Consider the following 26,971-nt stretch of genomic DNA (forward strand, 5'->3'; position numbering starts at 1 on the left):
ATGAGGCTTTTTTTAGTAATTATTACTTTTTATATTTTCAGAAAGTAACTTATGCGCCTCACTGCTTTGAAGCATTTGAATTAATACAAACACTAGCACAGCTTGAATAAACTGAATAGTTCGTTTTGGATAATTTTAGAAAATAAATAGATTTTTCCTGATGTCAATTTTGAACCAAATAGAACACATAAGTATAATTTACAACTTGTATTTATAATAAGATAATTCTGCCATTTTTGGGTTATCCATCTATTTTATCTAGATTAAAAAATAAATAACAACTTTTCGTTAATTAATATAAAGATTCAATGAATACACTCAAATCATGCATACTCACTTTTTCGATATTTTCAAAACAACATCATAATTAAGTCGAGTATCATCAAGTTTAAATAAAAATAAACTTACAAGTTTAAAAAGTTATTTATCAAACAATTAGGAATTTATTGATAGTACACAATAAACATAATATTTCTGAATAATTGCTATATTTCTAGGACGGCTATCGGAGATTGAGAAGTTGATGAATCAATTACAATGGGAAAAGCAAGCAAATTATTTACAGATGCCAATCATCAAAATTAAATATTTCTTGTCATTAAATGAAGACTGCAAAAAATACGTTTAGTATTTTGGACGACATTTTCAGTTGAGGGTTATAGAGAATAATTAAGTTGACAAAATCAAGAAATTTTGCGAAAGTGAAAAACAAGTTTGTAATTTTTACTTTCATCGGCGCTTCGTTCTGATTGATATTTAGGTTTTTTAGGAACGCGCTTTTGGGCACATTTTTTTATCTAATACAAACTTAGGATAAAGTTGATTGAGACTTTGCGATAACGCTCTTCTTAATGCCGCTAATATATTACTTAGTGGCGGATGCGATGAAAGGTAACAAACTACGAAAGTAAGATACTGCCTTGTCTACGTATACAACAATATGACATTTTCGTAAATTAAGCTAAAACCAGACAATGTAAGCTCATAAAAGTTAATTTCTGGATAAGTCGATTTCAGTTAATTGATGTAGCCATTTAGGCTATTCTCTGGCGTAGCAAAATTGGGATGAAAATATGTCAGTAGACAAAGAAAGCCACTTATTTAAAAAACCTCAAAGTCGGTGGCGAGTAATTTTAGCAGCTTCGATTGCTGCAACAACCGGGCTAGTATTTTTCTATGGTTCTTCAAGATTTGCGTCTGAATATAAAGCACAAACTCAGCCAGTAAATCCGCCAAAAACTGCCCCTGCAAGAGTGGCTGTTACAGCCTTAGGACGGATAGAACCTGAAGGTGAAGTGACTTATTTGTCTGCTCCTCATTCAATTAATGGTGTGCGAGTTGAAAAACTGTTAGTGAAAGAAGGAGATCAGGTTAAGAAAGGGCAAGTGTTGGCATTGCTAGAAGATTATGCTCGCAGTAAATCAGCTTTGCAACAATCTGTAGACAAACTGCAAATTGCTCAAGCCAAATTAGGGCAGGTAAGAGCAGGAGCTAAATCTGGAGATGTCGATGCTCAAAAAGCAGCGATCGCTAGTTTAGAGTCGCAATTAAAAGGAGAAGTCGCAACTCAACAAGCGACCATTGCTCGCATTCAAGCGCAGTTAGAAAATGCGGAAACTGAGAACAATCGATACCAGCAATTATATAAAGAAGGTGCGATCGCTGCTTCAGTATTAGATAGCAAGACTTTGCAACTCAAGACAGTACAACAGCAGCTTGAAGAAGCTCAAGCAACGCTCAACCGCACTACCAACACTCTCAATGACCAGCTAAAACAGGAAAAAGCCAAACTCGGAAGCATAAAAGAAGTGCGTCCTGTAGATGTGCAATTGGCACAAAGCGAAGTCAAAAGTGCAATGACAGCGATCGCTCAAGCAAAAGCAGACATGGATTTAACTTATATCAAAGCTCCCATAGATGGAAAGATTTTGAAAATCCATGCCAGAACCGGAGAAGTAATCAGCACTTCTGGATTTGCGGAAATAGGCAAAATATCGCAAATGTTTGTCGTCGCAGAAGTCTATCAAACCGATATTCAAAAAGTGCGTCTCGGTCAAAAAGCCACCATTACCAGTCCTGCAATTTCTCAACCATTGCAGGGAACTGTAAGTGAAATTGGTTGGCAAATTGACAAACAAAATATCTTTAGTCTCAATCCCGGATCGGATACAGACCGGAAAATAGTTAAAGTAAAAATTCGCCTCGACAATCCAGCAGATAGTAAACGAGTTGCTCGTTTAACCAACTTACAAGTAGATGTCGCTATTAAAATTTAGCATTAGTTATTGGTTAGTAGTTAGTGGTTATTGGTTAGTTGATAGTGGGAATTTGAAGAGGGGAAAAGAGGAAATGCCCAATGTTCAATGCCCAATGTCCAATGCCCAATGCCCACTAACAACTAACAACCAACAACTAACAATTAACAACTAACAACTAATAATGGCATTCAAAATTCCCTTAGCATGGCTACAGCTAGCTCAACAAAAAGTTCGTTTTCTAGTAGCTGTAGCAGGTATCGCATTTATTGTGCTGCTGATGTTTGTCCAACTTGGATTCCAAGATGCACTTTATTCAAGTGCTACCGCAGTACATCAAAGTTTGCGAGGAGATTTATTTTTAGTTAGTTCTCAATATAAATCTTTGACATCGGCTCAAAGCTTTTCTCGCACTCGTTTGTTTCAAGCACTAGGATTTGATGGTGTAGAGTCAGTTAGCCCTATCTATGTACAATTTGCTAAATTAAAAAACCCCGAAACCGGAGAGAAATACTCAATATATGTTATTGGTATCGATCCAGGTAGAAATGTTTTGAATATACCGGAAGTTGACCAAAATTTAGATAAACTCAAAATTCCAGACGTGATGCTTTTTGACCGACTTTCTCGCCCAGAGTTTGGACCGATCGCCGCAAATTTTGAGAAATCAGACAAAGAACAAGTAATTGAAATATTTCCCTTTAATGCATTAACTGGTTACAGAGTTAGAGTGGGTGGTTTATTCAGCCTTGGTCCCTCTTTTGGAGTAGATGGAAGTTTACTTGTTAGTGACTCAACTTTCTTCAGAATAGATCCAAATAGCCGTACATCAGAAATGATAGATATGGGTGTTGTTACCCTTAAACCTGGTGTTGATGCAGAAGCCGTTTTAGCACATTTGCGAGCAGAATTACCTGATGATGTCCAAATATTTACTCACCAAGGCTTTATTGACTTTGAGAAAAATTATTGGTCAATTAGAACACCGATTGGCTTTATCCTTAACCTTATGCTAACAATGGCTTCTGTTGTTGGTGTGGTCATCGTCTATCAAATTCTTTACAGCAATATTGCTACTCAATTCGTTGCCTACGCCACTTTAAAAGCTATAGGTTATGCGAATAATTATTTATTAATTGTAGTTTTTCAACAAGCTTTAATATTAGCAATTCTCAGTTATATTCCGGGATTTGCTTTTTCCTTAGGTTTATATGACTTTGCAATGAAAGCTACTAATTTGCCAATAAGGATGACTTTGAATAATGCACTAATTGTATTGGTATCAACAGTTTTAATGTGTATTACTTCGGGAACACTTGCAATTAATAAACTCCGCTCCGCCGACCCAGCAGACATTTTTTAAATTGGATAGTGGATAGTAGAGACGCGAGGAACATCGCGTCTGTATGTGGGTAGTGGATAGTAGAGACGCGAGGAACATCGCGTCTGTACGTGGTTAGTGGTTAATACAATACCCAACAACCATCAACTATCAACTATCAACTATCAACTATCAACCATCAACTAACACCCAAAACTAACAATGAACCTCCAAAACAAAACCATCCTCATCACCGGTATTGACCAATTTATCGGCTTGCGTACTGCTGAATTAGCCATAGCCCAAGGTATGAAAGTCCGGGGACTGCAAAGTTCTCCAGATAACCTGAAAAAAGTGCAACAATTGGGTGCAGAGGTGATGGTAGGTGATATTAATCATGCTGCTGTTGCCGAAGTTGCTTGCGAAGAAGTTGACATAGTTTTTCATACAGCCGAACTTGCCAAAGAAGCTGGTGCAATCGACCGTTTTCGAGAGATAAATGTTAGCGGAACCGTCAACATAGCTAAAGCCGCTAAAAAAGCTGGTGTTAAAACCTTTGTGCATCTTTCTAGCGGTTTAGTTTACGGTTTCAACTATCCCGATCGCGTCACCGAAGATGGACCGCTTTGTGGGGAAAAAAATCCCTACTGCGAAACGAAAATAGAAGCAGAAACAGCACTTTTACAACTGAATTCTCCCCCAGATTTTGGCATCATCATCATTAGACCAGGTGAAGTTTATGGACCGGGAAGTATTCCTTGGATAGTTCGACCACTTTTATTGATGCGTCAGAAGCTATTTGCTTATGTAAACGATGGTCAGGGAATTATGAATCATGTGTATCTAGATAACTTGATTCATGCCATCTTTTTAGCTATAGAAAAAGAAGCACACGGAGAAATATTTAATATCACTGACGGACAAGAAACTTCTTGGAAAGACTATTTCACGCATTTAGCAGAAATAGCCAAAGCACCTGCACCCTTTTCTATGTCCAAAGATGAAATTAAATTATTTGTCAAGTTGCGCTGTCAAGGACAGAAACTGTTTCGTAAAGAACCAGATATTCTGCCCGAATCTATAGATTTTATGAGCCGTCCCTATGGCTATTCGATTACTAAAGCACAAACTCTGTTAAATTATCAACCAACAATTGACTTAGCAGAAGGAATGCGACGCACACAAGAATGGATTGAACAGACAGACCTGCAAAAAGTCGTGAAATAAACGAGCGTAATCCTATGACCAAAAATCAGCCACGATTGAGTATTGGACTACCTGTATATAATGGGGAAAAATTTCTCAAAGAAGCGATAGAATCACTTTTGGCTCAGACGTTTGCTGATTTCGAGTTAATTATTTGCGATAACGCATCAACAGACAAGACAGAGGAAATTTGTAGAACATACGCAACCAAAGACAAACGCATCCGTTATTACCGTAATGAAAGAAATATTGGGTGCGCTCCTAACTTCAATCGAGTGTTTGAATTGTCTACGGGGGAGTATTTTAAGTGGGCAGCTTATGATGATTTACATGCTCCAGATTTTATCGCTAGGTGCATTGAAATACTTGATAAAGACCCGTCAATAATTTTGTGTCACTCTCAAGCATATTTGATTGACGAAAACAGTGATATCTTACGCACATATGATATCAAACTGAAAACAGATTCACCAAAACCCCAAGAGCGTTTTCATGAGCTTCTGACTAAGCACTTAAGCTATCAATGTTACGGGGTAATACGTGCTAGTGCTTTAAGAATTACACCCCCGATGGGAAGTTACGGTCTTGCAGATGGAATTTTCTTGTTAAGACTGGGGATTCTTGGCAAGTTTTATGAAATAGGCGATCGCCTGTTTTTTGCCAGAATCCATCCCCAACAATCAATGAGTATGTTTTTCCCCGATTACTTGTCGTTTACTAACAACAATACACAATACTCATCGAGTATGATACCTGATTTTTACGGGTGGTCAGTATGGTTAGATTCGGCGAATGAAGGACAAATTATATTTCCACATTGGCGAATCTTATGGGAATATACTCTTTCCGTATGGCTGTTTCCAATGAATTTGTATCAACGAATATGTTGTCATGTTAGTTTATACAAAAAACTCAGAGGAAACGAATCTTTTTTAATTAAAGATTTGACAAAAGCCGCTCAAATGTTTTGGATTCGTTGGAGAAACTATTCAAGTCAAAAACAGCAAATAAAAACTTTCAATTAATAGCGGTTTTTGTTTGCGTGTAATAAAAGCAATGAGGCACAGCATATTGTGTCTCTACAAAATAATTGCAAAAATTATCTATTCAGGAGCGATAACTGATGTTGAAGTTATCTAAAATCAGTTCTTTGTTACTCGCTATTTTAGTCAGCGCTAGCTTTGCTAAAACAGCAAATGCCCAACAAACTACAACACTAACTGTAGTAGTTAATGGCATTAAACACCAAAAAGGTCAGATTTGCTTAGGAATTTACTCAAATGAAAAAGGATTTCCTTTAAGTACAAAGAATGTTGTCAAAAGCGCTTGCAAACCAATTACAGGAAGTTCTCTAAAAGAAAAATTTACTGGCTTAAAGCCGGGAAATTATGCTGTTGCTGTAGTTGACGATCAAAATGGCGATCGCCAACTTAATAGAGACTTATTCGGCATCCCTAAAGAAGGCTTTGGTATTTCCAATAATCCGACAGTATCAATCACAACGGGTACCCCAAAATTTAGCAAAGCTAGTTTTTCGCTCTCGAAAAATACCACAGTCAACATAGACATGAAATATGGACTAGATCCATAAAACTGCATTTAAAAGCGATAAATTTAATGATAGAACTGGCGATATTCCTGTCTAAATCTTTGTTAGGTTGGTTAACTATACAGATGTTTTTAGGAGTTGCTTTTTTGTTTGACTTGCACTCAAAGAGCAAAAACATCTTAGCAGATGACCAGTTGCCGAAAACAGCGGTAATTCTTTGCTTGCGCGGAGTCGATCCGTTTTTGTCGAATTGTTTGCGATCGCTCTTGAACCAAAACTATCCACAGTATGATTTAAAGTTAATCGTCGATAGTTACGAAGATCCAGCTTGGAAAATCGCCACTGATATCAGCCAACAAGCAGCAATCAACGTCCAAATCAGCCCTTTAAAAATGCGGCGTCACAATTGCAGTCTCAAATGCAGTTCCCTAGTGCAAGCTATCTCTGAGTTGGACGATTCCTACTCATTTGTTGCCCTCATCGACACCGATACAATACCCCATCCCAATTGGTTGCGTGAATTAGTCACTCCTCTGACTCATCCCAAAATAGGCGTCACAACTGGGAACCGTTGGTACGTACCCACAGGTAATTATTGGGGATCTATGGTACGCTACCAAGGCAACATATCCACCGTTGTGCAGATGTTCCTCTTCCGCATTCCTTGGGGTGGTAATTTGGCGCTAAAAACAGAACTATTTCGAGAAACAGGACTGCTAGATAAATGGGGACAAGCTTTAAACGAAGATAAGCTGTTATGCAAAGTTTTAAAAAAACAGAAAATGCAAGTTAAATTTGTTCCTTCTTTGATGTTAAATCGAGAAGAATGCGATTTACCCAGCTTACTCAGTTGTCTTCAACGCCAAATACTTTCTTCTCGACTTTATCATCCTTTATGGTCAGCGGTGATTGGTGATGTTATTTCTAGTATCTTAGTTCCTACCCTCGTCATCCTGTTAGGTTTAATGGCGTTTTTGAGTGGAGAATCGGATGCAGCATCTTTGTGCTTTAGCAGCTTCGCTATCTATACCATCGGTTTACTTTTTCTCATGCTGGGATTAGAAAAAGGCGTACACCAAGTAATTTATTTTCCAGATAAAACCACGACAAAACTATCATTTTTCATCCTCATGAAAATGCTGATAGCAATTCCCCTAACACAGTGGGTTTATGGATTAGCCTTTTTATCATCTTTGCGGACATCAACAGTCAATTGGCGCGGCATTTCTTATGAAGTCAAAGGACCTTGGAACATCCGCTTAGTAAAATACCACCCTTATCAACTTTCCGATCAATCTGATGAGAATAAACTTTCTCTGTAGTAAGCACTGAAGTGCTTAAAATAAACGTGAAAACGCCCCAAATCAAATCATAACTTCCCCTATTTGTAAACGCCTACTTTATAAATCTAAATGTATCTGTAATTTTTAGCGCAGATACATCAGGATTTTCATCAAATATTTGCTGCGTAAATCCTCAATTTATCCGCACCAAAAGCAGCATTTTTATGAAATATTTCCTTCTATGAAAAAGCAATCTCTTCGCACGGCGATTTTTACAGGATTGGCTATTATTTTGTTATTGGGGATTTACATCGCTGTACACCAGTGGATTTTATGGTTGTTACAGTCTTTCCCTAATTTTTCCGCTAATGCATTCACAACACCGCTGAATATCGCACTATTAACTCACCTCTCAAAATCAATTGTGTAGAGGTTTGGCAATATTATTCAAAAGCAACAAGCAACCACGTCCAAATTAGTTATTTGACAATAGTACGCAAAAATTGCAGTTTCAAATGCAGTTCTATCGTCCAAACCGTCTTAGAATTAAATAATTCCTACAAAGTAGTTGCCTTAGTTGATGCCAATACGGTAGTAAGCGCGATAAAAATAGAAATATTGAATTTGTAGTGAGCGCTTCAGCGCTCAATAATTAAACGCTGAAACCCTCATTACAGGGGAGCAGAGTACAAATACTCTGTACAACTTCAAATCTGTGTCAATGCGTAAATCCTAAGTCCAACTTTTATTAGAGCGATCGTAGTATTTCTCTCTAATAAAAAATACCCTTTCTTTATTGGAATTATGAAAAAGCAACCGCTTCGCATTGCGCTGTTGACAGGATTGTATGCTCCCTTCCTGACAGGAGTTTCCATTGCAGTACACCAACGAGTTCGCTGGTTGTTACAGCAAGGACACGAAGTTTTTCTTATTCATCCAGAATTTAACGACAAATACCCAAAAAATGTTGGCTCGCGTCCGATGGCTGGGTTAGAAGAATTAAGAATTTTTCCCAAATTTTCTTCTTACGCATTTCCATCACAACCGTTGATGTTATATAAGTCTCTTCCGCAACCGATGCACAATCGGTATTGGAGTGATACTGAGTTGTTGGAAAAATTTCAGCCTGACATTGTAGTGGTTGAAGAAGCACCGCAAATGAGAGGATGTTACTCGCTTTTCTTGCAAGGTTACGGTCGTCCGATTGGAACCGAATATGCAAAGCGAACCGGCACACCAATCATATCTGTTTTCCATACCGATATCATTGCTTATATTCGATATTACTTGGGAGACGTAATTTTCAACTTATTTCGTCCAATTCTTCCCACTTTGGTTAAGCAAATGAGTGAGGCTTATGACGTCAATTACTTCTCTTCGCGGGAACAATTGAAAAAATATCAAAGCCTGAATTCTCAACGCAGTGAATATCTTCCCTATCAAGGTATTGATTGCGAAAAATTTCACCCCCAAAACATTATTTATAACCCGATTCCTAACGACGATCGCCCAACGCTACTTTTTGTCGGACGCATTACCCCAGAAAAGAATGTCACTCAACTTTTAGATGCATTTCCCCTCATTGCTGCTAAAATTCCTAACGTTCATCTAGTCATCGTTGGTAGCGGTCCGGCTGATGAGGAAGTCAAAAGACGCGCCCAAAAGTTTAAATCTGGTGTTACCGTCTGGGGTGAGTCGCACGGAAAAGAACTGTTAGGCTGGTTTGCACGAGCAGATATATTTGTCAACCCCTCCGTCACAGAAAACTTCTGCACCACCACTAACGAAGCTCTAGCTTCCGGAACCCCAGTTGTTGCAGTCTATGCACCTTCAACTACAGAGCAGATATTTCCCGGTGTCAACGGTTTGCTAGCCGAACCTAATGACACAGAAGATTTAGCCGAAAAGGTAATTGCAATCCTGGAAAATCCCGCTTTCAAAGAAGAATTGACACGGCAGGCACGCCCATCCATACTTGATTTCGATTGGTCTGCATGTTCGCAAAAATTTGAAGATAAACTCTATGAAGTTGTTCAAGCATCGAATCGGGTTGAGGTAAAGGCTGCCTAGAAAGTGGGGAGTGGGGAGTGGGGAGTGGGAGAGTGGGGGAGTGGGGGAGTGGGAGAGTGGGGGAGAGGGGGACAAGGGGGAGCTGGGGGCAGGGGAAGCAGGGGGGGCAGGGAGCAGAGTGAGAGGAATTTTTCCCCCATTACCCATTACCCATTACCCATTACCAATTACCTATTACCCATTCCCCATTACCCATTACCCCATTCCCCATTCCCCATTCCCCATTACTTTGACAACTTCTGAATCTGCTCGGTAAAATAAGTTTCGTCATGCTTGAGTTGTTGCGCTAATTCCAGCCCTTTTTGAAAGGCTGCTAGTGCAAGAGTCGGCTCTTTGCGTTCTAGATAAATTTGCCCTATTTGGTCGTAAGCCTTCATCATGCCGTAAAAGTTGACGGCTTTCTCTTGTGTCTGTACCAAAATTTGCCCAGTTTGCAAAGCTTCTTCTGTTTGTCCTTGGGAACGGTATAGGGCGATTAATTTTTGTAAAGCTTCGCCAGCAGTAACGTATTGTTCTTGTTGCCAAGCTGTGGTATAAGCTTCTTGATAGTTTTTGAAAGCTTCTGGAAGTAAAGTTGGATTTTCTTTGGCTAGCGATTGGTAATCTGAGCCGATCGCTAGCTTTAATTCTGGTATCTGAATTAAATTATTTTCACTTTGGTAAGATTCTATCAACTGATTGCGTATTTTTATTGATTGCTGTGGTTGTCTTCCTTGTTCGTAAATGTAAGCTAGTTGTTGCAGGTATGCTAACTGATTGATGCGATCGCCACTTTTTGCCGCAAAATTTAACAGTTGTTCGTAAGTGTCGGCAGCTTTGGTGTAATCAAACCAACTCATGTGCAGTTCCCCCATTGTTTTGAGGGTTTCAACTTCGGCTGCAACATCATTGTTTTGTCGGACTGCCGCTAAAACTTGATCGTAAGCTGCGACTGCCTCTTTAGGCGATCGCAAATTAGTATACGCGATCGCCAGCGATCGCCAAAGTTCTACATCAACTGTTGTAGATGGTGTTGTTTTGGCAAGTTTTTTTTGCTTTTGAAAGGAAGATGTTTGAATTTTTTGCAATCGCTGCATAATATAAAATATTTCTGGGCGATTGTTTTCATTCCAGGCGATCGCACCCACCCGCGATAGCGCTTGCACTTCTGCCAACGAACCTAAATAGCGACGCAAACGCAGTTCCCGATTCCAAATATCAAACGCTCCTATCTTATCTCCAGCTTGCAGTTTAGCTGCTGCTTCTTGATTCAAATTATCCACCGCCACAGTCAAATCTTGCTGTTCAAGAACAGATAACGGCTGTTTGTTAGGTTTACGCGGTAGCAGTGGATCGGGTATAGTAAGCTCCAGCGGACTAGGCGGAAATTTATCCGCCTGTGCAGGGTTTTTTGTCTCAGCCAAAGTCAAAGAACTGCAAAACTGCCAAATTATAGCAGCAGTAATTGTCACACTTAAGCGCCGTAGCATCATTGTTTTATCTCGCCTTGCTAATTGTACGGGGCATGGGGCTTTTTTAAGAGGGGAAAAGGGGAAAGGGGAAAGGGGAAAGGAAGACTTGGGGGAAAGGGGAAAGGGGAAAGGGTAAAGGGGGGAAGAAGTAATTTTAAACATCTGTGTGAATTTTAAATAACTCATTCCCTTTCCCCTTTCCCCTTTAACCTTTTCCCCTCCTCAAAATGCCCATTGCCCATTGCCCATTACCCATTACCCATTACCCATTACCCAATCTGTGACATTGACGAAAATAAGCGATCGTATTCTCCACAAATATAGGCAACCACAAGTTTTACAATATTTAAAGAACTCGCGTTCTTATTTTCAAGCAATCGGTTTATCATCTGTAATGACACATTCTACTGATATTGCCACCTTAGCTCGCTGGATGGCGGCTGATTTTAGTAATCAAGAACAAGCTTTTGAAAATCCGCCTTTTTTTGCTCATATTCGCGTGTGTATGCGTCCCCTCCCGTTAGAATTGTTATCAGGGGTAAGTTTGTTTGTCGAACAAGCTTACAATTATACGCTCAATGACCCCTATCGCTTGCGGGTGTTGAAGTTGCTGAACGCAGGTTCGCGCATCGAAATCGAAAATTATACTGTTAAGCAAGAAGAAAAGTTTTACGGTGCTTCCCGTAACCTACAACTCCTCAAAGAGTTAACCATCAACGATTTAGAAAAATTACCAGGCTGCAACATGATTGTTGAGTGGACTGGTAACAGCTTCAAAGGCAAAGTTGAACCAGGTAAAGGCTGCATGGTGTTTCGCTACAACAAAAACACCTATCTTGATAGTGAATTTGAGATTGACACCGAGAAATTTATTAGCCTTGACCGAGGACGAGACCCAGAAACCGATGAGCATATCTGGGGATCTGTCGCAGGACCATTTCACTTTGTCCGTTGGGACAGTTTTGCGGATGAGGTGAAAGTATAAAAAGTTATGTAGAGACGCGAAATTTCGCGTCTCTACTTTGTACGCACGATGGTACTTTTATGTCGTCAAGAAGTCGCTATCGTCCAGAAGACATAGTTGTGCTGATTGCGCCTCCCGCCTGCGATAGAAATATAGAACGCAGCACGAAACATATTAGAATAGGACTTACGCAAAGCTTGTCGGCTTAAGAGAGCGATCGCCTTAATTCGAGTAGCGACTAGCTATTCTTAGCCAAATCCTCTTTGCAACTGCTGTTGTTATAGATGTAGAATTGCACTACAATGGTTAAAAACTGATTTCGCATGGCTACTCAACTGCTATTCAAAAAAAAGCATATATAGTAGACAAGCAGTAAATATAAATGCGGCGCCATAGCCAAGTGGTAAGGCAGAGGTCTGCAAAACCTTTATCCCCCGGTTCAAATCCGGGTGGCGCCTTTTAAGAAAAACCAACGCACAAGCATTTTGAGCCATAATTTTATTTGTGGCTTATTTGTTATAAGTCCTCCCACCGCTTGCTATGAAGTGCATTTTCACACAATACCGAGCAGGAAAGCGCATATAAGCGCAGACAGTTTTAAGTACATTTTAATGATTAACGACTCGGACATTAAGGACGCGAACGCGAAGTTGGGAAAACTGAGTCGCGTCTCAATGGCAACCAAACGGCACTGAATCGTGATTTGGCTCATGTCCTGTTAAAACATTTTATGTTCAATAATAACATTTTTGTTTTATAAAAAGCCATATGTAAAATTATTTCATGCAGGACACATTTTTTACGAGCAAACAAGCGGCTGAAATAACAGGCTGTACCCTGCGTCAGCTACAATACTGGCGAGAGAAGGGAGTTATTGTTCCTGTTATCAGTGAAACGGGAACTGGGCGTAGTATTTATTACTCAAAAGCCAATTTGGTGGAATTGGCTGTGATGGTATATTTTTTGTCTGCTGGGTTGAGTTTTGATTTAGCTGGTGAAACGGTCAAAACCCTGAAAGACAAGGAGCCGGAGTTGTTTAAATCTGGTCAGGGAAAGCGTTTTATGTTGTTGGGAGTAGTGGGAGAAAAAGCTGCTAAGGGAGGAACAGGGCTGATGCTTTCCCTTGTGGAGTTTGACAGAGAAAAAGCGATCGCTTCCGTAGTTGCAGGTAAACCAGTCATTCCTGTATGGTTAGATGTGATTTATCAGTTGGTAGCAAGCAGGTTGAAAAAGTAAAAATAATTGCATATTTCAATGGTTAGCTGTTAATTTTAATTAATCTGAATGAAATCTAGAAATAGTTTAATGGGAAGACTAAGAAAGTGGAAAGCTTACGTTTAACTTGTAAACTCCCGGATGAATTGTTTAGTTCTGTAATAAAAGAGGAATTGTAACTGCATGACTTCAGAATTAGAAAAGGCATTTCAAGAAGACCAAGATAAATCTGCTGAAAAAACAGCGAAAGAAATCTTTACAACAATAATTCAGACGAAACAATATGTGGGAGAAATTTACTCCATTAGCTACGAAACTGCCTTAGTTCAAATACACGATCACTACCGCCAGCAAGTAGGGGGAATTCCTAGTCTAAGCTTTCTCATTGCTACTCGTGTCAATCCAGAAGAATCTATTGACTATAAAACGGAAGACGCATCTGTTCTGCTTTTACGTGTTATGGATGCAGCTCCACTTCCGAACGCTCCAGAAGCTGAACGGATTAGAGTGGAGGCTGCTCAAAGAGCGAGTGCAGAAGAGTATGCACACTGGGATAATATGATGGATGGACAAACTAATAATCTCTTGTCTTTTGCTGGTGTTAAGTGCAAAGTCATTGGTACTTTCTTTTTAGATCAAGCATCTGAGATGGGAGCAGATGATTCTTTAGTCTTGCGTTTTGGTAGTGACATTTCTAATTACTATCCAAATAGAGGTTTGAAAGTTTACAAACCTAATAGCAAAGCTTTATCGCTTATAGTCAATTATCGAGAGCCAGACCGTAAAAAACAACAAACTAATCAATCCGTTATTGTGGGTAAAATACGTTACGCATCAACTAATCGTTCATTTCAGGGTGTGTCAGATGTAGAAGTTGAGCTTATCCCAGAAGATTTACTTGGGCAAAAAACAGCTTTGTTTGGTATGACTAGAACTGGGAAATCGAATACTACAAAAATTATTATTCAGTCTGTTTTTAATTTGAGATTTTCAAATGAGCATCCACTTCGTATAGGTCAGATAGTTTTTGACCCAAATGGTGAATACGCGAATGAAAATGAACAAGATGCAAACCAACAGAAAAATCCTTCAGCAATAAAGAACGTATGGAAGTCTCATTTTTTTGGCAAAGAAGAAGATGTTGTAACATATGGAATTTTGCCGCATAAAAACGACCCAAAACGTAAGTTGATGCTTTTGAATTTTTTTGTTGAACAAAATCTTAAAATCGGCAAGGAAATTATTGATGCTACCTTAGTTTCTGATGGTTCAAAATACATTCAAAATTTTCGACAGGTAGTTTTTGAGCAACCTGATGAAAATGACTACAGGGCTATGACAAGATATAAACGTCGTGTACTAGTTTACCGGGCTTTGCTCAAAAAAGCAGGTTTTGAAGCGCCTAAAAATATTCAACCGGAAACTAAAAAGTTATTTAATCAAGAACTGATATCAGCTTTAGAAGAAAGTGCAGTAATAGTAGGTGATACTGGTGAGAGACACATTTTAAATGCTAATTATGAGTCAGCTGCGAAAATTCTTCAGAAAGAAAAACCTACATGGTCAGAGTTGGCAACAGCATTTGAGTATCTTTACAATTTCATGACTGATAAAGGTGGTAGTTATCAGGAGTTTGAGAACTGGTATATAACAGAACGCCCAAAAGCCTCTGGAGATCCTTGGGCAGATGAAGATTTAAAAAAACTGCTCGAAATGTTTGTTCGTCCTAACGGTTCTAGACAAATTGGCAAAGTCCGTAATCAACACACCAGTACTACAACCACTGATTATGTAGTGGAAATATATCAACATTTGAAAGATGGAAAATTAGTAATTATTGACCAATCCAGTGGCGAACCAGATATTAATAAATCATCTGCTGATAGATTAATGTGGCATATTTTTCGTGAAAACCAAAGCCTCTTTCGCCAAGCAGACAAAAATATACCCGAAATAATTATTTACTTAGAAGAAGCTCATAACCTTTTGCCAGCAGGAACAGATATGGATTTGAAAGATGTGTGGGTACGCACAGCAAAAGAGGGAGCAAAATATCACATTGGCATGGTATACGCTACTCAAGAAGTGAGTAGTATCCAAAAGAATATTCTCAAGAATACAGCAAACTGGTTTATTGGACATCTCAATAATACAGACGAGACTAGAGAACTCCGTAAATACTACGACTTTGAAGATTTTGAGTCATCAATACGTCGCGCTCAAGACAAAGGATTTCTTCGAGTTAAAACACTAAGCAATCTTTTTGTTATTCCAGTACAAATTAAAAAGTTTGAGGTATAGACAGTGCCATACGAAGGAGAATTCGCACAATATAAACCTTTACGTCGTCTTGTAGAAAGTGAACGTGTTCAAAAGTTACTCGGTAGCTACAAAGTTAGAACTCCATCTGATAATACCAACTCTCTACAAATACTCCAACCAATACAAATTCAAGCAGGTGATTGGATACCAGAGCGATTAATAGCAATAGATGGTAGCCATGCTGAGGTTAATATCAAAAATGGCTTTCCTGGAGCAGAAGCATCTTATGTTACGGTAGCTTGCGTAATTTTGGATGTTGCCAAGATGCAAAAGCTTGATCAACAGCGCCCTGTTAATCCCAAAGAATTTAAAACGATAGAAAAAGCTGAGTCTATTGATTGCGCTTTGCCAGGTTGTAATGTGATTAGTGAAGGCGAAAAATCAGCTAAAGACTCACTAAGAAAATCAATCTTTGAGGTTTTAAGCGCAGTAAGAATGTGTGAAGATGGGGAATCTTTACTAGATACTTATGAAGCCCTTTTAAAATATAAACCCACAACAGACCAAACAGGGCAAACTCAAAAGTGTCCTTACGAAGATTGTCCACAAAAAAATGATTATTTGCGAGGGGACGGTCAATATACTTGCTCATGTGAACTAGCACGTTCTTTATATTCTACTGATGCTTTACGTATACATGAAAGGATGAATCCGGCAGGGACTAATGGTGCTATATTTGGTGAGATAATGCAAGTCTGGGAACGATTGTGGATGGTACATATTTTAAGAACATTAGAGTCTAAAAAATGGCTTTCTAGTTTACGTAGGTTAGCAATTATCTTAGATGGACAATTAGCTGTTTTTGGACAACCAGCATGGATTAGTCAAGCTATATATCAAGAATTATGTCGGATTAATACTGTAGCCAAGCGATTTACAGAGGGAAAAGATATTCTTATCCTTGGAGTAGAAAAAACAGGAACCTTTGTAGAACATTTTGAAAATTTGGACAGAAAAGAAAATGGTGGCTTTGGGAACTTTCCCTGTCAATCAGTTGGCTTATTAACAGACTCATACATCAAACAAAATATTATTTTTTCTGATAGCACAAGACCTTATGGTGATGCTACTTACTTTGGACGCAAGTTTTTTTATAAAACTAAATGTGGAGCGCGTCTTGTAGTGACTTTACCTTTTCTTGCTCCTCAACATAGAGATTTGACTCAAGCTGAACAATCTCATTATCCACGTCTTGCAGATGCAGTAGGACTTTTAGATAAGTTGGTTTCTTCTCGTTTCCCTAATGCACTGGTTCCTTTAGTTTCAGCAAATGCAGAAGCTGCTATTCCTCTCCGTCTTGGTAATAAAGTTTTAGAAAAACTTGCAAAAGAACTTATGGCGGACAATGGAAGATGATTAATGAAGCCACCAATAAACTAAGCTTAAGTACAGCCATAGGTAGATGGTCGGGCTTAGGCCCATACTACGCTATGTTTCCTAAAGAGTTTGCATTTCATGTTGTTGAAAACTATTCAAAGCCTGGAGATGCAATTATAGATCCATTCGCAGGCCGTGCATCAAGTGTTTATGCAGCAGCAGCAATGGAACGCTCAGGTATTGGTATTGAAATCAATCCTGTTGGTTGGCTTTATGGTTTTGTAAAACTGAAACCAGCATTAAAAGTTAATGTCATTAAAAGAATTAAAAATATTGGTAGTTTAGCTAGTTCTATTGAAAGGCAACGATTAGAAGCTCTGCCGGAGTTTTTTCATTTTTGTTATTCGCCAAATGTACTGGGTTATTTATTGGCTGCTCGTGATGAACTTTGTTGGAAGAGTAGTAGAGTTGACGCAACGCTCATGTCTATAATATTAGTTCACCTACATGGAAGGAGAGAGCAATCACTATCAAATCAGATGCGCCAAGGCAAATCTATGAGTCCAGATTATTCAATCAATTGGTGGAAAAAAAAACAGCTAACACCTCCAGAACTAGACCCAGTTGAGTATTTACTAAAACGTGTTGAATGGCGTTATGCTAAGGGAATTCCTAACTTAATAAATGGCAAAGTTATACTGGGAGATAGCACTTCTCTAATTGATAAACTAAAAAATAAAGTTTCTTGCAGTATACAAAAACCTTTTAATCTTCTATTTACATCTCCTCCATATTACAAGCTAACCAATTACCACTATGACCAATGGCTACGTTTGTGGATGCTTGGTAGCCCAGATACACCTATTTGGATTAGTGATAAATGGCAAAATCGATTTGAATCCAAAACTGCATATCGTGAACTATTGGAACAAGTATTCAGCCAATGTGCTGAAATTATGGATAGCAAAGCAACGGTATATGTCAGAACTGATGCGAGGGATTTTACCAAACAAACTACATTGGAAGTATTGCGTGAAGTATTCCCTGAAAAATCTATTCAAATAGTGTCTCAACCATATAAAAAGAATACACAAACAGCCTTATTTGGTGATAAATCAAAAAAACCTGGTGAAATTGATATTATTATGCAGTCTTGAGATATTTAGTAAGGTTTTTGCAAGTAAGGCATATTTTTAAACGGCATAAAACACCGCTGACACCAACCATCCACCCACAACGCCGGAACCTTGAACCTAGCACTACAATTTGGACATTCCGAAAGTAGCCGTAACTGACGCCGCTTACACCCCTGGATATCCTTAAACTGCTATTCAATTTTGTGACAAGGCGACTCGGCATAATAAGCTGCACATAACCGAATTGGCTCCATTTTCATTCCCACCCCAGCAGGTGCTTGATTTGCTCTAACCTATCAGCATCAACCCCCAGGAAGTTTATCAAACGCCAGATTTTGAGCGCAAGTTGGTACGAAAGGCAAAAACAAAAGCGATCGCCTTAATTCAAAAAGTCAAGGCAAGCTTTTGATCGGGTAGAAATAATGAAATAGCCTTGGGGGAGAACCTACCGATCAGCCTGCTTCTAGTAACGATCGCTTTTTTTGCTGCGATTCCAAACTAAGAATACAAACAATCAACCACACTAAACCTGCCGCATAGCCAGCTGTCACATCAGTCAGCCAATGTACTCCAAGATAAAGCCGACTGAAACCGATCGCAGCAATTAAGACAACTGTCAAAGCATAAATCCGCAAGCGCCATTGAGGAAACTCAAGAGCCAGAATATAGCCGGTAAAACCGTAAATCACTATTGAAACCATTGCATGACCGCTGGGGAAACTGTGTTGACCCACATTAATAATATGCTTCCACAGTGCTGGACGCGCTCTACCAAATAATATTTTCATCAAACAATTTAGCAAGATTGCACCGACTCCAGCTATACCCAAGATAGTTGCTTGCCAGCGACGATTATGATATAAGGGACTAATTGCTAGCCCGAAAGAAGATATCAGCATAAAGAGCGGATCGCCCAGAAAAGTGATACTAAGCAACAGGCGATCGAGCAGTGGTGTATGCAGCTTCTGGATCGAGAGCAAAATGGCTTCGTCAAGATTATATGCGTACAACAGTCCGGTGCCGCATACAAGGGCGCAAACAGCCCCCAATACCGGAATAAATTGACTGCCTGTTTGGTCTAATTGTCGTTGCATGGATATTTGATATCTGGCAAAATCAAATATGTTTCGGTTATTACCCTTTTGGAAAGCAGTATTTTCTTTAGTATCAAAAAAATGCAAATTACTGTCTTTAATGACTGCGGCAACTGATTGGCTTTGTGTGGCAGCAAGTGATTTACTGCATTTTTTCCGATAATCTAAGACAATTTCTTGAATGAGCAGCGCGATCGCCTTTAAACTCTTATCTGGATGGAAAATAACAAGAACGTTTCCTGTGTAACTATTAGCACGAGCTTGCAAGATTATTTCCTGCTCTAATAATCTCGATTCAAGATATCTTTTGAAAGCTTCCGAATAATGAAGCCCATTTACCTTATATCTAGCTCTTCCTTTAACAGCAGTATGTATTGCTTGAACCAAATGATTTTGATTAAGAAGTTTATGCAAATGAGGAGTACCCATTTTTTTACTTAATTGATGTCAAACCGTATCTGAATTTAACAGGTGATACCTTAATGTCAACGATCGCTGTGTTGGCAGCTACACAACGTCAGCTTCGCGCTCAAGGTTGCAGTTTCAAACGCTGTGAGTCCACCTTGACATTGCTGTGCAATTGCCTTCGCTTGTTGGGCAAGATAAATATGGTGGCAGATTTTAGCCTCTTGATTATGGTTCTTGAGGTAGAAAGTATCCGTTCCCAAACGTCTGTCCTAAACCTTTGATGTACAATGGCATTACGCGCTTGGTTGATGTTGCGTGTACTGTCAATTAAGTTAATTACAGCATCAAAGATGGTTAAGATAATTGATTTTGCCGTTACCTGTTTTGGCACAACCACATCTTGGGCAGTTTGAATCAGACTGATCAGATGCTCGCGCATTTGATTATCTGAAATTACGCCTACTTGATAATTGATGACAATCGATGCAGCTACCGGGTTAGCACGGACATTTGTAACCCTTGGGTCAGATTCGATCGCTAATTTGAGTTTATTAGCATACTCAGAATCTATGGCTAACAGAGGAATACGAAAACGTATGCGCCCAGGAATTGCATGGACAATGCTATAGAAAATCTTTTGGGGTGGCACTGTTTTATTAGCTACGCTTTTAGTTGTTCTTTCCGGTGCTAAAGGCAGGTTAACAATAGCACTTTTGTCAGAATTAGACCGTTTTCTAGAAGTCATACTGTCATATTTTTATTTAAAAAAACATAACCGAGGGTTATAAAGTTTTTGATTGATGTTCTAAGACGTTTTATTGAACTGCATTCAGTTCACTTTATTCATAGCTATTCTTCTGTGTGAAAACATCTATCCCCGTAGTGAATCTAGTCGCTGCTATTAGGTTAATTAAGTTTCTTTAACACTGCCCTCAGAGGATGCGAGTGAAAGTATTAGATTTGACAAAGAGACCTAACCCCCCTAGCCCCCCTTCCCTAAGAGGGAAGGGGGGTTTCAAAGCCTCTCCCCCCGTGGGGGAGCCACTCGCGTGCGGGGGTTCCCCCCCGTTGAGCGATGTGGCGTGAGAGGTTTGGAGAGGGATCTTTTTGTAAACTTTGCGACTTTCCAAACATCCTCTCAGCATAGCTGCCTTTCTGATAAATGCTCGTATCTCCCCCTCTTAGATAATTATCATTTTTATTTACAGATAGTTCAGTACATAAACGGATTGACATGTAAGGCTTTTAACTTTTCACGGTTGGGTTACTATACTCTCAAGTAGTAAGATCGAGAGTATGTATGAATTTCCTGGATAAGAGTATTGTCCTGATTTCATGCAAGCGTTGCTTATTTATTTTATTTAATGCCTAGGTATATGTTTATGCAACAAGGGTTAGGGTTACTAATTCAACTGGTAGTAGAGTTTGCACCTGTTCTTGCAGAGTTAGTACAAAAGAGAAGTCAAGCGAGTCTATCTTTGAGTAAATATCAACCGATTGAGGCAATTCCCGAATTACTTAAAGCTCTAAATACTTCAGTTCAAAAAAGTAGTGATGTTGAAGATTTTGAACAAGAAAGAATTCTCCAACAGCAATTAGTAGCTTACGATCGCGAGACGCGATTAAGAATAGCCGCGCAAGAGCGAGAAACAGCACTCAAGTTGCCAGAAGTCAATAAAATTCTTGATAACTGGTCTTTAAGATTATACCCTTCACAAATTTTAGATCGCACCAATTATGGACGGACTCCACTAAAAATCTTTATCGCTCCTCCTCAAGTACATTTTGACCAATTTGACGATAATAGAGATGAAAGAATTCCTCAAATTGAGTTAACGTTAGCTGAAGGATTACGAGATTTCCTCAACAAGCATTACTCTCTACACAGTCCAGTTAGACCAACAGAGTTTTTAGCAGGAGCTTGGGACAGTAAACGTTTTCACAGTGAATCAAGTATTAAGGCTCTGTTTGGAATGTTGAAAACAGAGCCTATTTTGATTTTAGAGTCAGAAAAGGATGGAGATTATTTAAATTTTCGTATCGCTTACTGGGGTTTGGGACAAAATAATTATTACTATAAAACGATCGCTCGTTTACCTTATCGACAAATTTTGGAAGAGTCTGCTAAAATCCGAGCCTTAGAATGGAAAAAAATTAGAGATGAACTGATAGCATTAGGAGAAAGTTTAGAGGATATTAATCATATTGGTAAGGATAATGTTGTTAATTTAGCAATTTTAGAGAAGGTAGAAAAATGGAATGCTAAAGGAATTGATATTAGTAAGTTATCCTTACAATATCAAGTCAATCGTCAAGACTTTGAAAAACTTTGCCAAGTTTTGATTACCTATCACTGTTTGGTTGCTGGGTGGGTAGCGGATGCTTACCACCTGGTCGATCGCGATGTACCTCCGCTACTACCAGAGTTGCTGCCGAGTTTGCTGTCAGATACTTTTGATTTACAATCAGTAGAGGTTATCGCCTCTGGTTACAAACAAGTTTACCAAGCTCTGGAAAATGAGCGTTGTTACTGGATTCCAGAATTGGCTTTGCAATTAGCTCAGAGTTTATCTCATTTAAGCGATGCCTACGGCGGTAAACTACGCTCTTGGGCAAACGAACAGCTCAATTATTCTGTGAATACATGGTTGCAACTACACCAAATATCACCACAACATTCTATCAATCCGCTTCAGGCAATGCAATCAGCCGTCAGCATTAAAGATGAGGAATATGTCAAAAAGTTAAGAGAATATTTTATCGCAGTCGGTGATAGTCAGAGTATTGCTGATGTTGAGTCAATTTTGAATTGCGTCGCCAACCTCAAACACCAAGTTACACTAGAACATGTTATCCTCAGCCACACTTTAACTGGACATTCAGAAAAAGTGACATCTGTCGTCATTAGTCCTGATAATGAGACTTTAGTTAGCGGGTGTGCGGATAAAACCATCAAAGTATGGAATCTCAACACCGGCAAACTTATCCGCACCCTCACAGAAGATTTAGGAGAAATTTCCTCTGTTGCTATTAGTTCCGATGGACATTTTCTCGCTGTTGGTAGTTGCCAACATCCCAAAAGTAATGTCAAAGTATGGAACCTCAATTCTCGGAAATTACTTCACACTCTCTTAGGACATCAAAAACCGGTTAACTGCATCGCAATCAGTCCTGACGGACAAATTCTGGCTAGCGGCAGTAATAAAATCAAAATTTGGAACTTACATAAAGGCGATCGCATTTGTACCCTTTGGCATTCATCCGCAGTTAATGCCGCTGCTATCAGTCCCGATGGTACAATCCTCGCTAGTGCTAGTTCTGACAACAAAATTAGGCTGTGGAACCCACGCACCGGAGATCCATTACGCACCCTTAACGGACATTCAGGTGAGGTGAAATCAGTAATCATTAGTCCTGATGGAGAAATTCTCTTTAGCGGTAGCGCAGACAAAACCATCAAAATTTGGCATCTAGCTACAGGTAAAGTGCTGCACACTTTGACTGGACATTCACAAGAGGTAAGATCGTTAGCTGTTAGTCCTGATGGAGAAATTCTCTTTAGCGGTAGCGCAGACAAAACCATCAAAATTTGGCTTTTACGCACGGGAGAGTTACTACAAACTCTCACAGAACACTCTGGGGCAGTAAACTCTATTGCTATTAGTCCTAATGGTCAATTTCTTGCTAGTGGTAGTTCTGATAAAACCATCAAAATTTGGCGGTTTAACTAAGCTTTTTTACAAAGAATAGGGTTTCACAAACAATAGACAAAAATGGACAGCCTTGTTTACTAGATCCTCGATCCCCCACGACATTTTACAGATGTTGGCTGTCCATTTTTGTCCAGGTTCAGCCCAAGGGTGTGGGGTGTTGGGTGTGGGGTGTAGGGGTTTAAATAAAAACTTACGCATGTGGGTTTAAAGCCCATTTAAAAAAAAGATGTTTTAAGGGGACGCGTAGCGCGAGAAAAACGGCATCACTGCTCCAATCCCACGTTTTAAAACGTGGGTTCCCCACACCCTACCCCCTACCCCCTACACCCTTTGAATCGTTTGTTGATTGTTTTTGGCTAGTTCCGTGCAACTTGATAAAGCTATCAAAAGCATACCATGCTAAAACATACCAGGGAATAGTTTCTATTTGCAAGCCTTTATTAAGTAATTGCCGCAGCGAAAGACTAGCTAATCCTAAAGGAAAAAGAAACCGCAGATCGATAGCACCATGCGTTGACTGTTTGACACGCTGGTTTAAGTCAACAACCGCTGATGATATTCCTGCTGCTGCTTCGGTGTTACCCTCGGTAACATCGGCAAAAATTATTCCTAAATCTTTAAGTGTCGCTAGCACATTTTCTAGGCTGCCATCTTCACCGTCGTGATTGATGACAATACTGCCATGAGAAACATTAGTTTTAACTTGATTTATGTGAGAATTTGCTGACAAAACATCGGCGATGTGTTGCATCTTTTCTACTTGACGATGGGAATGAGCTACTCTCAATCGCAATCTTCCGGGAGTCGAACTGACAACTTTTGTGGATATCGGTTTTACTGGTGTTTTTAAGCTGGCTTTGTCTATAATTTCCGGCATTTTATTGGAAGTGCTATAACCATTTGTTAACATGCAATTGCCTTTTTGACTTGTACTATGGTGGGTTTTTTGCAAGTCTCAGAATCCCGGTTTCTTCAAGAAACCGGGATTGTTGAAGAAACCGGGATTCTTGAGGAGTTTACACCCCTATCTTTTTCAGGAATTATGCACCATTATCTGGGACATTATCCGCATGGGTGGCACTAGCTTCAAACGCTGGGGTTTGTTTTTCTTCAGCAAGTTCCGCTCTCGCTTCGGCTACCATGTCTTCCCAGGTTTCCCCCATTTCTGCAATGGTTCCTTTGCTTCTTTCATAAAGACCAATTCCACCTTTGATGACTGACTTGACTAAGGGTTTACCAACTCCAGCTACAATCGGCAACAAAACAGGTGCTAAAAGTACTGCACCAATTCCGGCTATAATACCGGGAGCGCCTGCGTCTTCCACGAAATCACTAATTTTAGGTGCCATATTCAATTTCCTCCTGGTTAATTAAAAAATCTGGGAAAGCTTTTTAAGGTACTCTTGTCAAGATAGTTGTATCATCTTGCTGATGGTAGAGTTTTATTCTTGCGACTTTTAAGAATTGGACGCAAACCGTTGACTCCGGCAACTACGGTTGAACCATTGTTAACTACTGTTGCGGCTAAGGGGTTAAGACCAAAGAGAACGGCGATCGCTATTGCCGCTAAGTTAGGAATGGCAACAAGACCTGTGTTTTGGCGAATTAATTGCTTGGCTTGACGAGCGATCGCTATAGCTTCTAATAAACCATGCAAGTCATTTTGCATCAACACTAAGTCTGCTGTCTCGCGGGCTATTTCAGAACCGTTGGCAAAGGATACGGATACATCAGCGTAGGCTAATGCTGGCGAATCGTTGATGCCATCGCCTACAAATGCAACTGTCTTGCCTTGTTCGTGCAGTTGGCGGACTACTGTTGCTTTTTGTTCTGGAAAAGCTTCTGCGTGAGTTGCGGATGGCAATATACCAAGTTCAGCAGCAACAGCGGTAGCGGTTCGCTTATTATCGCCGGTTAGCATGTGAATTTCCACACCTTCTTTTGAAAGTGCTGTAATGACTTCTCGGCTTTCCGGACGCAGAAGATCGCTATATTTAATAATACCTTGAAGTTGACCGTTGCTGCCTACATAAATCGCTGAATCTGCTGATTTTTGCTGACCGTTTAGCGCTTCGGTGTCAACGCCACTCAAGCGCAAAAAGCGATCGCTTCCGACGTAAACTGTCTCTCCATCAATCAAAGCTTGCACGCCCAAACCTAGTTGATAGTCCCACTTGCTACGCGGTAAAATTGCTACTTGCTCGGCTTCGGCATAGCGAACAATTGCTTCTGCGACTGGATGAGTTAAACGCTGTTCGGCGGCTGCTGCCAATTCTAATACCCGCAATCTTGAAGTTGCCGGATTGAGACTTTCTACACTGACAACATCGACTTCTCCCTTAGTCAGTGTCCCTGTCTTATCAAAGACAATTGTATCAACTTCTGCTAGTTGTTCTAACGCCCGTCCGCTACGGATAAGAATACCCCGCCGCGCAGCATAAGTTAACGCTGCTAAAACTGTTGTTGGGACTGATACTCGAATCCCGGTAGCAAAGTCTAAAGTTAAGACGCTGGCTGCCCGTGAGGGATTGCGAGTTGCGGCAAATACTGCCCCACCAAGTAGCAAAGTTGGCACAACTGCTTTTTGAGCAAATTTCGTGGCATAATTTTCCATGCGGGTATCGTGGACTGGCGCTTCTTGCATTAACTTAATGCTCTGTCCGGCGCGGGTATCATTGCCTACCCGTTCTGTGAGAATATAAATTCGTCCTTCCCGTACCAGCGTTGATGCAAAAACTGGTTGTCCCTTCTTTTTCAAGACTGGCATCGATTCGCCAGTTAGTTTTTGCTCGTCTAGCAGCGCTTTACCTCGCAAAATGCTACCATCAATCGGCACTTGTTCGCCAGGGTAAACAATGACTGTATCCCCGCGCTGGACATCTTGAATGGGAATTTGTACCTTTTCACCATTTTGTTCTACCCAGACAAATTGTCCCAGAGAACTAAGTAAATCTAAAGTTTGTTGAGCGGAAGAACGAGCGGTGCGATCGCGTATATTTTCGCCGACTTCAATTAAACTGAGCATTAGCGATGGTGTGAGAAATTGACCTTGGAAGGTAGTAATAGCGATCGCCATCAAATCCAAAAAGTCAATATTCAGTTTTCGCTCTACCGTAATACCTTGCCATGCTCGTTGAACAACGGGTAAAGTAGCAAGAGCGATCGGCAGCGCTACTATTAACGGTGGGATTGGTAATCCCAAAGGTCCCCCCAACACTGCTAAAGTAGTCGCAACAGCAGAAAGTTGTAAACCGGGCCAAGATGTCTCATTATCGGTTGATGTGACGGTATTTTTCACGACTACTTCACTTGCAGCCTGAATCAAATCGTCAAGGTGCGATCGCATTTTCGCATCGTCAACTTTAGCAGATTTATAAGTAACTGCAACTGACATTGCCGCCGGCTTGACACGGACATTCTTTACCAGCGCATCTGCTGTTAACAATACTTCTAGACGCTTGGCATAATCTGCATCACAGCGTAAGCGAGGCACGCGAAACCGCAGCCTTCCCGGAATTGTATGAACAACGCTGTATGTAACGTTGGGAAACTGTCCTTGATGTCCATTACTGTCAATTGAAGAAACTTTACCATTCCCTTCCACCACAGTCACTTGAGTTGGGGGTGATGGTAGTTCCAGTGTTACTTTTGCCATTAGTTTTCTTTG

21 protein-coding genes and 1 tRNA gene are annotated in these 26,971 nt (G+C 40.0%); 16 read left to right on the plus strand and 6 right to left on the minus strand.

The features are described 5' to 3' along the window. Nucleotides 1-1,073 precede the first annotated feature (1,073 nt). The 9 genes from PI95_RS09940 (at nucleotide 1,074) to PI95_RS09980 (ending at nucleotide 9,927) form a co-directional block, all read left to right on the plus strand. Nucleotides 1,074-2,276 carry an ABC exporter membrane fusion protein gene (locus tag PI95_RS09940; protein ID WP_039752426.1) on the plus strand — a complete coding sequence of 401 codons (1,203 nt, stop codon included), beginning with the start codon at nucleotides 1,074-1,076 and terminating at the stop codon, nucleotides 2,274-2,276. A 163-nt stretch (nucleotides 2,277-2,439) separates the two neighbouring features. Beyond that, the gene (gene devC, locus PI95_RS09945; RefSeq protein ID WP_039752427.1) at nucleotides 2,440-3,618 is read left to right on the plus strand and encodes an ABC transporter permease DevC; all 1,179 of its coding nucleotides are present in this window, start codon (nucleotides 2,440-2,442) and stop codon (nucleotides 3,616-3,618) included. Between the two features lie 180 nt (nucleotides 3,619-3,798). Next, the gene (locus PI95_RS09950; RefSeq protein WP_039752428.1) at nucleotides 3,799-4,803 is read left to right on the plus strand and encodes an NAD-dependent epimerase/dehydratase family protein; all 1,005 of its coding nucleotides are present in this window, start codon (nucleotides 3,799-3,801) and stop codon (nucleotides 4,801-4,803) included. Nucleotides 4,804-4,817: 14 nt separating this feature from the next. Further along, nucleotides 4,818-5,807, plus strand: coding sequence for a glycosyltransferase family 2 protein (locus PI95_RS09955; RefSeq protein WP_039752430.1), 990 nt, complete (start codon nucleotides 4,818-4,820; stop codon nucleotides 5,805-5,807). Nucleotides 5,808-5,905: 98 nt separating this feature from the next. Beyond that, nucleotides 5,906-6,373 carry a DUF2141 domain-containing protein gene (locus tag PI95_RS09960; RefSeq protein WP_039752432.1) on the plus strand — a complete coding sequence of 156 codons (468 nt, stop codon included), beginning with the start codon at nucleotides 5,906-5,908 and terminating at the stop codon, nucleotides 6,371-6,373. A 26-nt stretch (nucleotides 6,374-6,399) separates the two neighbouring features. Next, on the plus strand, nucleotides 6,400-7,653 hold the full coding sequence (locus PI95_RS09965; RefSeq protein WP_039752433.1) for a glycosyltransferase family 2 protein: 1,254 nt from the start codon (nucleotides 6,400-6,402) through the stop codon (nucleotides 7,651-7,653). 202 nt (nucleotides 7,654-7,855) lie between these two features. Then, nucleotides 7,856-8,044, plus strand: a complete 189-nt coding sequence (locus PI95_RS09970; RefSeq protein ID WP_039752434.1) for a hypothetical protein — start codon at nucleotides 7,856-7,858, stop codon at nucleotides 8,042-8,044. Between the two features lie 374 nt (nucleotides 8,045-8,418). Then, complete coding sequence (locus PI95_RS09975) at nucleotides 8,419-9,684, plus strand: glycosyltransferase (protein ID WP_039752435.1); 1,266 nt, start codon at nucleotides 8,419-8,421, stop codon at nucleotides 9,682-9,684. Nucleotides 9,685-9,687: 3 nt separating this feature from the next. Then, a complete protein-coding gene (locus tag PI95_RS09980; RefSeq protein ID WP_163518758.1) occupies nucleotides 9,688-9,927 on the plus strand; it encodes a hypothetical protein in 240 nt (79 codons plus the stop codon). On the opposite strand, the gene PI95_RS09985 is transcribed toward PI95_RS09980, so the two are convergent. Beyond that, nucleotides 9,909-11,153, minus strand: coding sequence for a tetratricopeptide repeat protein (locus PI95_RS09985; protein WP_039753876.1), 1,245 nt, complete (start codon nucleotides 11,151-11,153; stop codon nucleotides 9,909-9,911). The genes PI95_RS09980 and PI95_RS09985 overlap by 19 nt on opposite strands. A 376-nt stretch (nucleotides 11,154-11,529) precedes the next feature. On the opposite strand from PI95_RS09985, the gene PI95_RS09990 reads away from it, so the two are divergent. From PI95_RS09990 to PI95_RS10015, 6 genes are all read left to right on the plus strand, one after another. Further along, the gene (locus tag PI95_RS09990) at nucleotides 11,530-12,120 is read left to right on the plus strand and encodes a chromophore lyase CpcT/CpeT (protein ID WP_039753877.1); all 591 of its coding nucleotides are present in this window, start codon (nucleotides 11,530-11,532) and stop codon (nucleotides 12,118-12,120) included. A 365-nt stretch (nucleotides 12,121-12,485) separates the two neighbouring features. Further along, a tRNA-Cys gene (locus PI95_RS09995) sits at nucleotides 12,486-12,557 on the plus strand. Between the two features lie 325 nt (nucleotides 12,558-12,882). Beyond that, nucleotides 12,883-13,335 carry a MerR family transcriptional regulator gene (locus tag PI95_RS10000; protein ID WP_039752436.1) on the plus strand — a complete coding sequence of 151 codons (453 nt, stop codon included), beginning with the start codon at nucleotides 12,883-12,885 and terminating at the stop codon, nucleotides 13,333-13,335. 162 nt (nucleotides 13,336-13,497) lie between these two features. Then, a complete protein-coding gene (locus PI95_RS10005; RefSeq protein WP_039752437.1) occupies nucleotides 13,498-15,615 on the plus strand; it encodes a helicase HerA domain-containing protein in 2,118 nt (705 codons plus the stop codon). A gap of 3 nt (nucleotides 15,616-15,618) precedes the next feature. Next, nucleotides 15,619-16,992 carry a DNA double-strand break repair nuclease NurA gene (locus tag PI95_RS10010; RefSeq protein WP_039752438.1) on the plus strand — a complete coding sequence of 458 codons (1,374 nt, stop codon included), beginning with the start codon at nucleotides 15,619-15,621 and terminating at the stop codon, nucleotides 16,990-16,992. After that, nucleotides 16,989-18,110 carry a DNA methyltransferase gene (locus PI95_RS10015; RefSeq protein WP_039752439.1) on the plus strand — a complete coding sequence of 374 codons (1,122 nt, stop codon included), beginning with the start codon at nucleotides 16,989-16,991 and terminating at the stop codon, nucleotides 18,108-18,110. The genes PI95_RS10010 and PI95_RS10015 overlap by 4 nt, the downstream gene beginning before the upstream one ends. Before the next feature lie 431 nt (nucleotides 18,111-18,541). Here the strand turns inward: PI95_RS10015 and PI95_RS10020 are convergent, their stop codons facing one another. Next, entirely contained in the window at nucleotides 18,542-19,612 is a 1,071-nt protein-coding gene (locus PI95_RS10020; RefSeq protein ID WP_039752440.1) for a phosphatase PAP2 family protein, read from the minus strand. Between the two features lie 100 nt (nucleotides 19,613-19,712). After that, nucleotides 19,713-20,336 (minus strand): HMA2 domain-containing protein, encoded by a 624-nt coding sequence (locus PI95_RS10025; RefSeq protein WP_039752441.1) that lies wholly within the window; start codon nucleotides 20,334-20,336, stop codon nucleotides 19,713-19,715. A gap of 637 nt (nucleotides 20,337-20,973) precedes the next feature. Between PI95_RS10025 and PI95_RS10030 the strand changes: the two genes are divergently transcribed. Beyond that, the gene (locus PI95_RS10030; protein ID WP_039753878.1) at nucleotides 20,974-23,322 is read left to right on the plus strand and encodes a WD40 repeat domain-containing protein; all 2,349 of its coding nucleotides are present in this window, start codon (nucleotides 20,974-20,976) and stop codon (nucleotides 23,320-23,322) included. A 289-nt stretch (nucleotides 23,323-23,611) separates the two neighbouring features. Here the strand turns inward: PI95_RS10030 and PI95_RS10035 are convergent, their stop codons facing one another. The 3 genes from PI95_RS10035 to PI95_RS10045 form a co-directional block, all read right to left on the minus strand. Continuing rightward, nucleotides 23,612-24,214 (minus strand): HMA2 domain-containing protein, encoded by a 603-nt coding sequence (locus tag PI95_RS10035; protein ID WP_039752443.1) that lies wholly within the window; start codon nucleotides 24,212-24,214, stop codon nucleotides 23,612-23,614. A 130-nt stretch (nucleotides 24,215-24,344) separates the two neighbouring features. Further along, the gene (locus tag PI95_RS10040; RefSeq protein ID WP_039752444.1) at nucleotides 24,345-24,653 is read right to left on the minus strand and encodes a DUF5132 domain-containing protein; all 309 of its coding nucleotides are present in this window, start codon (nucleotides 24,651-24,653) and stop codon (nucleotides 24,345-24,347) included. A 71-nt stretch (nucleotides 24,654-24,724) separates the two neighbouring features. After that, the gene (locus PI95_RS10045; RefSeq protein ID WP_039752445.1) at nucleotides 24,725-26,959 is read right to left on the minus strand and encodes a heavy metal translocating P-type ATPase; all 2,235 of its coding nucleotides are present in this window, start codon (nucleotides 26,957-26,959) and stop codon (nucleotides 24,725-24,727) included. Between the last annotated feature and the right edge of the window lie 12 nt (nucleotides 26,960-26,971).

This window comes from Hassallia byssoidea VB512170, assembly GCF_000817785.2.
Lineage (GTDB): Bacteria > Cyanobacteriota > Cyanobacteriia > Cyanobacteriales > Nostocaceae > Hassallia > Hassallia carrinoi.